The sequence below is a fragment of the Amycolatopsis sp. NPDC051071 genome (genome assembly GCF_040682875.1).
GTDB lineage: Bacteria > Actinomycetota > Actinomycetes > Mycobacteriales > Pseudonocardiaceae > Amycolatopsis.
This window is the reverse complement of the sequence record NZ_JBFBBY010000088.1, coordinates 24,261-33,206: the sequence shown is the minus strand read 5'-3', so window position 1 is coordinate 33,206 and position 8,946 is coordinate 24,261. Positions and strand designations below refer to the sequence as shown.

Genomic DNA, 8,946 nt, shown 5'->3' with positions numbered 1-8,946 from the left:
AGGAGACGCGCGCGACGATCAACGTCGTCGTCCCCTCCGAACGTCTCGACGGCGTACTGGACCAGCTCGGCAAGCTGGGGAAGCAGATCAGGCGCAAGGAAGGGGGCCTTCATGTACTTGGAGGGCGTGAGTCAGGATACGTCGGAGGAGTTCGCCGCCCACGTGTTGCACTGCGCCATCCGGTTCTTCTGCGCGCCGTGCTGCCACCACGAGATCGCGTGCGCGTCGGAGCCGTGGTCGCGCGGGCCGCCGTTGTGGTCGCCGCGGTCCTGCGATCCCCACGCGTCGCGGTACATCGCTTGGTCGACCGAGCCGCCGCGGCCCACCGTCGAGCCAAGGAACGTCCCGGAAAGACATTGCGCTGAAAGTTCGTTCCGCCGCGACATTTCCAGGCCCGTCGCCGAGTCGACCCCCGCGTCGTATCGCGCGTCCCAGTACGCCTCCATGACACCGGAGAGCGCCTGGATGTGATGCCCGTATTCGTGCGCGAAGACGGCCAGGTAGACCCCGGGCTTGTTCCCGTACTGGTCGACCTGCAGGCCTTCGTAAGGCATATACAGCGTCTCGTTCTGCGAACAGTAGAACGCCGCCCAGCCCTTGCCGGCGTCACCGCATGGGCTGGACCAATTCTTGCCGGACGGGTATTTCACGGTCGGCGCCCGAAAAGGCAGTTTCGAGTAGCTCATGACCTGCTGCCACACGTTGTCCAGACACGGCCGCGCGCTCTCGAAGAACGCCGACGACGCGTTCGCGTTGTTGGCCCAGCGCGACAGGGCGCACGCCTGGTTCGGCAGCCCGACGCCGGAGCCGAGCCACAGTGGGTTGTCCGCCAGCTTGTGCTGTGCCTGCGGGCCCGACGGGGCCTGGCTGGCCGAGGTCTCACGGCTCGAACCCGTCGACGTCTCCCGCGTGGCGCGCGAATCACGCGAACCGGTGGTCGTCGACGTAGCACTCGACGTGGTCGTCGTCGAAGTGTCCGAAGAGGACGTGGCCGGGTACGCATTGGTCGTGTAACCGGCATCCGCGACGTGGTGCGAGCCGCCGCTGTTCGCGATGGCGATCACCATGATCAGCCCACCCATCACCGCCATCACGGCCACGATCGCGACGGCCGCGATGACACCGCCGTTCGACTTCTTCGCGCGATATCCCCCATAGGGAGTGAACGCGGGTTGCGTGAAACGCGGTCCGTAAGGCAACCGCGGCGGGCCGACGGCGCCGGGCTGGAACGGGACCGGCGCGCCGATCCGCGGTGGCGGCAAGGGGGCCGCGCCCGGCGGGGGCAGCGGTATCCCGCCGGTCGGGGGGCCCGGCCGGAACGGCGGTGGGGTCGATGCCGGGGGTGAGAACGGTGGCCGACCCGGACCCGGCTGCCCAGGCGAACCAGAACCCGCCTGCCCGGGACGTCCGGGCGGGACCGGGCCACCACCGGAGCCCGTCCGGTTCGGCGGCGGCACCGGCGGCCTGCCCTGCGGCCCACCTCGCGGCGGCAGCGGACGCGCGCCCGGCGGCGGCAGCGGACGGCCACCCTGAGGCGGCCGAGGCGGTGGCGGCGGTGGAGTGGGTGGCGGAGTCGGCCGGCGCCGCGGATCAGGCGGGCCGGGCGGCTGCTGGTTCATCGAGTGGATCCCCCATGCGGTCGGCAACGCCGTTCACCCAGGTAGCGGTTTCGGCGTTTCGGCGGTCAGCATAGATCGGCTGCCCTAGAGTGTGTGGCTGTGTTGACGAAATGGGGGACGGCGGTCGTGGCCGTCGCGGCGAGCTCGGCCTTGATGGCCCCGCCGTCGGAAACGAACGTTCCGGAGGCGCCCGGCGCGGGCCCGTCGCTGACCAACGCGCCCCAGCTGCCGAAGCCGCCACCGCTCGGCGCGCGCGGGCAGCTCGGCCTGCTGCAGCCGCCTGCCGGCGCCGCCACGAACGTCGCGGTCAAGGTGGAACGCGACGGTTCGGTGTCGATCACGGAGAAGGTGACCGTCCCAGGTGGACAGCATCTGGTGCGCCGGATTCCGTTGCGGGTTCCCGCCGGTGAAGAGCAGGACCGCGTCTACGGGATTCGTGACGCCTCGGTCGAGGGTGCGGGAAAGACGGAGCTGAACCCCGAGCAGCTCGTCGTCACCTTCGACGGCGGAGAAGCCACCCTCAAGTACAAAGTGGACGGAGCGGTCGCCGCCGTCAACGGCGCGGAGCAGGTGCGCTGGCAGGTCGCGAGTGGCTGGGACGGCGAACTGTCCCGAGTGTCCGCTTCGTTCAGTGCGCCGACACGCGAAATGCCCACAGTGGACTGTTTCGCCGGGCCGCTCGGTTCGGACAGGCAGTGTTCCCTCGCGGAAACGGACCACAGCGGCGTCGTCCGTATCGAGCAGGACAAGCTCGCGGCCGGGGAGCGGGTCGACCTCGCCGTCGGGCTCCCGGCGGGCACTGTGCCGGTGAACGCGCGGTTCGAGCAGATCGCCTCGGTCGGCGGCGCCTTCGCCCTCACCACGCTCACCGGAATCGGTTTCGGGGCCTTGGCCCTGTTCCTCATCTTGGGTGCGCTCGCCATCTGGTTGACGCGCCGTCGCGATCGGGGCGCGCTGACGGCGGGCACCGGCCCTGTCGACGTCCTCATGCGTGACGGCGACCGAGTGTCCTTCGCTTCCCCGGACGGCGTCCTGCCAGGACAAGTCGGCACCGTCGTCGACGAGACGGTCGACGTCGTGGACGTCAGTGGCACGGTGGTCGACCTCGCGGTCCGGAACTACCTGTGGATCGCCGAAATCCGCGGTGCCGGCACCGTCGACTGGCAGATCGCGCGCCGCAACGCACCGGACGAGCACCTCCTCGCCTTCGAACGCGAGATCTACACCGCGATCCTGCCCGAGGGCACCGATTCCGTGCTGTTGTCGGAACTTCGGGGCCGCGGCACCGTTGATCTCCGCGTCGCCGGTGAGGCGATGTACGCGGACGTCGTCCACAAGGGCTGGTTCTCGCGCCGTCCGGACAAGGGAAAGAGCAAGCTCACCTTGGCGGGAATGGGCCTCGTCGCGCTCGGTCTCGTGGGCACCGTGGTGCTGACCTTCACCGCCGGGCACGCGCTGCTCGGCGTCGCGGTCGCGCTCGCCGGTGTCGCCGCGTTGCTTGGCGCGTCCTGGGTGCCGCCGAGGACTTCACGCGGCAGGCGGCTGGTCGGCCAGGTGCGAGGCCTGCTCGAGTACCTGCATACGGTGAAGGTCGACGACCTTCCCTTGGCAGACCGGGAAATGGTGTTCTCGCGGTCGCTGCCTTACGCGATCGTGCTCGGCGACACCGAGCACTGGCTCCGGACGTTCGAAGGGCTCGACCCGTCGGCGGACGGTTCCGCCGGGCTGTACTGGTTCGGCGGTCTCGAAGGCGACCGCGATCTGCGCCGGTTCGCCGCGCGTCTGCCGTCGTTCCTGTCCGCTTTGGACGGTCTGCTCGCCGAATCCGGGCACCTGCGCTCGATCCGCCCGGAACCGGTCCCCGTCTGACGTGAACTCCCGCGTTTCGTCCTCTTGTTGCGGTCCTTGCACGCGCAACTACCGCAACAAGAGGACTACTTGCGTGTTGATGGTGGCGCTCGTTCTGCTGGTGCTGGGGGCGGTACCGGCACGGGCGCAGGGCGAGCCGCAGTTGCCCGCGCTCCCCAACAGTGCGGAGATCTCGCTCAAGGTGGAACGCGACGGCGCCCTCTCGGTCGTCGAAGCGGTGTCCGTGCCGAGCGAAACGACGATGACGCGCCGCGTCCCGTTGCGCACGGCCGCCCCGCGCGACCGCGATCGGATCATCGGCATCCGCGACGTCGTCATCGAAGGCGCGGGCAATTCCGAGCTGACCGACGGCGAATTCGTTCTGCGGCTCATGGGCGGTACCTCGGTCATCCGGTACACAGTGGACGGTGCGGTCGCCGAAGCCGACGGCCTCCTGCGGGTCGGCTGGCAGCTCGCGGGTGGCTGGGACACCCGGCTCGAACTCGTGCGCGCGAGTTTCGCCGCGCCGGTCGTCCCGAACGCCGTCACCTGTTACGCCGGTCCCGAGGGAAGCCGGAGTCGCTGCGGCACCGCCCAGATCGCCCATTCCGGACTGACCCGGTTCAGCCAGCAGAACCTCCCCGCGGGACAGCGGATGGAGGTCTCGGTCGAGCTTCCCGGCGGCACCGTCCCGGCGAACGCGCGACTGGAGCCGTCGAAGACCTTCGCGGGTGCTTTCGTGCTCACCGCTCCGGTCGGCTGGGCATGGGGTGGTTTCACGCTCGCGGTGGTCGCGGCCGCGGTGGCTCTCGGTCTCTTGCGACGGCGGGACAAGCACCCGGGTGGCGCACTCCCAGTCCGGCTGCTCACCGGGAAGGATGACCAGGCCGCGTTCGCGTCACCCGACGGCGTACTGCCGGGACAGGCCGGGACCGTTCTTTCGGGTCATGCCGACGCCGTCGACCTGGCGGCTACCGTCGTCGACCTCGCGGTCCGGAACTACCTGTGGGTGAGCGAGGAGCCCGGTGAGCTGACCGACTGGCGGCTGGTCCGCCGCAACCCGCCGGACGAGCAGCTCACCGCCTTCGAACGCGCGGTGTCCGACGTCCTGCTGCCGGAGGAACGCGAGTCGGTGCTGCTGTCGGAGATCCAGTCCGCGCGGATCGGGATCGCGACGGTACGCGGTGAGCTGTACGACGGCGTCGTCGAGCGCGGCTGGTACTCGCGGCTGCCCGGAAGACTCACCCGCGTCGGCCTGCGTGTCTGCTTCTACGGCGTGTTCCTCACCGCCTTGCTGACACTGACGGTCGGTTACGCACAACTCGGCCTGATCGTGATCGCGGCGGGCGCGGTACTCGCCGTCGCCGCCCGGTGGCTGCCGGTGCGCACCGGCGCCGGGGTCGCGCTGCACCGTCGGCTGCTCGGCGTCCGTGACGTGCTGCTGGCGACCAAGGCGAGTGCTGTCCCGAAGCTCGAACGCGAGGTACTCCTTTCGCGGGCACTGCCTTACGCGCTCGCTCTCGGCGAACAAGAACACTGGGTCGCCACCTTCGCCGAGCTGAAGGGTCCGCCCAAGATCTACTGGTACGGCAGGGAAGGCGTCGAAGAGGTGGCCATCGGGCGGGTGAGCGAGTTCACGGCCGCACTCGTAGGAACCTTCGCCGCGACCCGCGAGGGCCGTCGCCTGAAGGCCTGACTAGCCCGTAGGGTGGTGCGTATGGCCGATCCCGAGCTTGTCCGATTCACCCTCGACAACGGTCTGCGCGTGGTGCTCGCGCCCGACGCGACCGCTCCGGTGGTGGGTGTCAGCGTCCACTATGACGTGGGCTTCCGTTCCGAGCCCGAAGGGCGCACCGGTTTCGCGCACCTCTTCGAGCATTTGATGTTCCAGGGCAGCGAGAGCCTGGAGAAGCTCGCGCATTTTAGGTACGTCCAGTCGAGTGGTGGCAGCTTCAACGGGTCCACCCATCCGGACTACACGGACTACTTCGAGGTGCTCCCCGCCGCGGCTCTCGAGCGCGCACTGTTCCTCGAAGCGGACAGGATGCGGGCGCCGAAGCTGACGCAGGAGAACCTGGCCAACCAGATCGACGTGGTCAAGGAGGAGATCCGCCTCAACGTGCTGAACCGGCCGTACGGCGGGTTCCCGTGGATCCTGCTCCCGCCGGTGCTGTATTCCACGTTCCCCAACGCGCACAACGGTTACGGCGGCTTCGAGGATCTCGAACAGGCCAGCCTGGACGACTGCGCGGCCTTCTTCGACACCTACTACTCGCCCGCGAACGCGGTGCTGACCGTCGCCGGTGACTTCACCGTCGATGAGGCCCGCGAGCTGATCGAGAAGCACTTCGGCGATGTCCCGCACCGGCCCGCTCCCGAGCGTCCGTCGTTCGCCGAGCCCGTCCCGGACGGCGAGCTGCGTGGCGAGCATGTGGACCCGCACGCCCCGCTGCCCGCGGTCGCACTCGGCTACCGCATGCCGGATCCGGTCAACGACCTCGACGGCTACCTGGCGAACCTCGTGCTCGCCGGCGTGCTGACCGACGGCGACGGTTCCCGGTTGCAGCAGCGCCTGGTGCACCGCGAGCCGCTGGTCGTCGACATCGGCGCCGGTGCCGGGCTGTTCGGCCCGTTCGAGGCACGCGACCCGGACACGTTCACCATCACCGCGATCCACCCACCGGACGTGAGCACCGACCAGGTCCTCACCGCGCTGGACGACGAGCTGGAGAAGCTGGCGGCCACGCCGCCGGACGAGCAGGAGATCAAGAAGGTCACCGCGCGCTGGGCCGCGAGCCTGCACTCCGAGCACGACAAGCTGGTGTCCCGGACGCTCGCCCTCGGCTCGTTCGAGCTGCTGTACGGCGACGCGTCGCTGGTGTACCGGCTCGCCGAGAAGATTTCGGCGGTCACCGGGGAAGCCGTTTCGGCGGCGGCGAAGGCACTGCGGCCGGACTCGCGCGCCGTGCTCGTCGTCCGCCCGGGTAGTGGATCTTCAGACCAGGAAGGTACCGAGCAGTGAGCGCACCGCACCGCACCGCCGAGGAGATCGGCCGCACGGCCGCCGGGCCGCGGCCGGTCCCGCCGCTGGGGACGCGGCGCGCCGCCGCCGATCTGTCCCATGTGGACACCACGCTGACCAACGGGCTGCGCGTGCTCGCCGTCCGCAAGGCCACCGTGCCGCTGGTCGAGCTGCGGATGTGGATCCCGTTCGCCGGTGACGACGCACTGCACCCGGCGACCGCCGAAGTGCTGGCCGAGACCCTGCTGACCGGCACCGCCCGCCGCGACCGCATCGAGATCGACGCCGACCTGGCGCTGATCGGCGGCGACCTGGCGTCCGGCGTCGACCCGGAGCGGCTGGCCATCACCGGCACCGGACTGGCCGACGGCCTGCCGACGATGCTCGACGTCCTCGCCGACGCGCTCACCGGCGCGTCGTACGCCGGCGCCGAGGTCGAGCGGGAACGCGAACGGCTGATCGAGCGGATCGCCGTCTCCCGCACCCAGCCGCGGACGATCGCCCGCGAGGCACTGCAGAAGCACCGCTACGGCAACCACCCCGCCGTGCGTGAGGTACCGCAGGCCGAGGATGTCGCCGTCGTGACGCCGGAGCAGGTGCGCGCACTGCATCAGGCTTCGGTGCTGCCGCGGGGATCCGTGCTCGTGATCGTCGGCGACATCGACCCGCAGACCATCATCGGCGACCTGGAGAAGGCGCTCGGCGGCTGGGCTTCGGACCGCTCCGCCCTCCGCCTGCCCGCGCTGCCCGACCTCGAAGGCGGCAACGTCCTGCTCGTGCCCCGCGCGGGTGCCGTCCAGTCGCAGATCCGGCTTTCCGCGCAGACCGTGCCGCGCACGGACCCGCGCTACGCCGCGCTGCAGCTGGCGAACCTCGCGTACGGCGGGTACTTCTCGTCGCGGCTGGTCGAGAACATCCGTGAGGACAAGGGTTACACCTACAGTGCCCACTCCGGTTTCGAGTTCACCGACCAGACCGCCGTGGTGAACGTCGACGCGGACACCGCGACCGACGCGACCGCGGCCGCGTTGCTGGAGACGCGATACGAGCTGGCAAGGCTCGGTCTCGTGCCGCCGACCGCCGACGAGGTCGAGTCGGTGCGGCAGTACGCGATCGGTTCGCTGGTGACGGCGGCGTCGTCGCAGGGTGGGCTCGCCGCGCAACTGGCCGCGCTCGCCGCGACCGGGCTGGGCGCCGAATGGCTTGCCGGGCACCCGGGGCGGCTCGCCGCGGTCACCGAGGAAGACGTCGCGAACGCCGCGCTGGAGTTCTTCGCACCGCAGCGGTTCACCGGGGTCGTCGTCGGCGACGCCGTTGTCCTCGCGCCGAAGCTGAAGGCGCTGGGTGACGTGACCGTCGGGGAGCCGTCCTGATGGAGCGGCCGTTCGGGTTGGGGGCGCTCCCGACGCTTTCGCGCTCCACGGCGGACCGTCAGGAATCCTTGCGCACCAACCCGGACAGGCTCTTCGCCCGCTGGCCGGACGCGCGTGTCGTGCTGCTCGACGAGCACTCGCGTACCCCGGTGGTGGAGGGTTCCGGCACGCTGGCGACCCGCAAGACGCAGGACTTCGGCGCCGAGCCGCCCGACGACGCGGTCTTCCTCGGGGAGTGGCAGGGCACCGACTTCTGGTCGCTGCCCGGCAGCCCCGCCGGGGAGACCGAGACCGTCGAGATGGCGGGTAGCTGGGGTGTCGTCGAGGCGGTTCCGCGGCACGCGGGTGAGATCTGGGTCGACCTGCGTGGTTACGGTGACCTGCTCGACGACGCGTCGGCCGGGTTGTTCACCACCGCGCAGGGGCTGCGGAACTGGGGACACCAGGCGAAGTTCTGCACGCGCTGCGGAAGCGCGACCGAGCTGGTCCAGCTGGGCTGGGCGAGCAAATGCACCGGCTGCGGCCGGGAGGAGTACCCGCGCACCGACCCCGCGGTGATCTGCCTCGTCCACGACGACGCCGGTGTCAACGGCGAGCACGTCCTCCTGGCACGGCAGCCGATCTGGCCGCCGAACCGGTACTCGGTCCTCGCCGGGTTCGTCGAGGCGGGGGAGTCGCTCGAAGGTTGTGTCGAGCGGGAGATCCGCGAAGAGGTCGGCGTCGAGGTGCGCGATGTGCGTTATCTCGGCAGCCAGCCGTGGCCGTTCCCGCGGTCGATCATGCTCGGCTTCACCGCGCGTGCCGACATCTCCGCTCCGCTGATTCCCGCCGAGGACGAGATCGAAGAGGCGTTCTGGGTTTCGCGCGCGGAGGTACGGGCCGCGTTCGCGAACAGCCGGCTGCGGAACGCGGGCGCCGTGCCGACGCCGATCGCCGGGGGCACCCGGGAGCTGGTGCTGCCGGGGAACTCGTCCATCGCGCGCGTGATGCTGGCGGCCTGGGCAGGCGTTCAGTCGTGAGTGATCTGGGTCGTTAGAACGACCCAGAAGTACATGAAGGCCCCCTTCCTTGCGGCTAGCGCAAG

At 70.1% G+C, this 8,946-nt stretch carries 7 protein-coding genes; 6 read left to right on the top strand and 1 reads right to left on the bottom strand.

Annotated features, from left to right (window positions below; genetic code table 11):
- Positions 1-131: 131 nt before the first annotated feature.
- A complete protein-coding gene (locus tag AB0M65_RS25715) occupies positions 132-1,262 on the bottom strand; it encodes a neutral zinc metallopeptidase (protein WP_364032406.1) in 1,131 nt (376 codons plus the stop codon).
- A gap of 71 nt (positions 1,263-1,333) precedes the next feature.
- Here AB0M65_RS25715 and AB0M65_RS25710 point away from each other — a divergent pair, with 71 nt between their 5' ends.
- The 6 genes from AB0M65_RS25710 to nudC all read left to right on the top strand — a co-directional run bounded on the left by AB0M65_RS25710 (position 1,334) and on the right by nudC (position 8,881).
- Entirely contained in the window at positions 1,334-1,693 is a 360-nt protein-coding gene (locus AB0M65_RS25710; RefSeq protein WP_364032403.1) for a hypothetical protein, read from the top strand.
- Positions 1,694-1,718: 25 nt separating this feature from the next.
- Complete coding sequence (locus tag AB0M65_RS25705) at positions 1,719-3,488, top strand: DUF2207 domain-containing protein (RefSeq protein ID WP_364032412.1); 1,770 nt, start codon at positions 1,719-1,721, stop codon at positions 3,486-3,488.
- Between the two features lie 79 nt (positions 3,489-3,567).
- On the top strand, positions 3,568-5,163 hold the full coding sequence (locus AB0M65_RS25700) for a DUF2207 domain-containing protein (RefSeq protein WP_364032400.1): 1,596 nt from the start codon (positions 3,568-3,570) through the stop codon (positions 5,161-5,163).
- Positions 5,164-5,184: 21 nt separating this feature from the next.
- Positions 5,185-6,489, top strand: a complete 1,305-nt coding sequence (locus AB0M65_RS25695; RefSeq protein WP_364032397.1) for a pitrilysin family protein — start codon at positions 5,185-5,187, stop codon at positions 6,487-6,489.
- Positions 6,486-7,862, top strand: a complete 1,377-nt coding sequence (locus tag AB0M65_RS25690; protein ID WP_364032394.1) for a pitrilysin family protein — start codon at positions 6,486-6,488, stop codon at positions 7,860-7,862. Before AB0M65_RS25695 ends, AB0M65_RS25690 begins: the two co-directional genes overlap by 4 nt.
- Positions 7,862-8,881 (top strand): NAD(+) diphosphatase, encoded by a 1,020-nt coding sequence (nudC, locus tag AB0M65_RS25685; RefSeq protein ID WP_364032391.1) that lies wholly within the window; start codon positions 7,862-7,864, stop codon positions 8,879-8,881. The genes AB0M65_RS25690 and nudC overlap by 1 nt, the downstream gene beginning before the upstream one ends.
- Positions 8,882-8,946 lie beyond the last annotated feature (65 nt).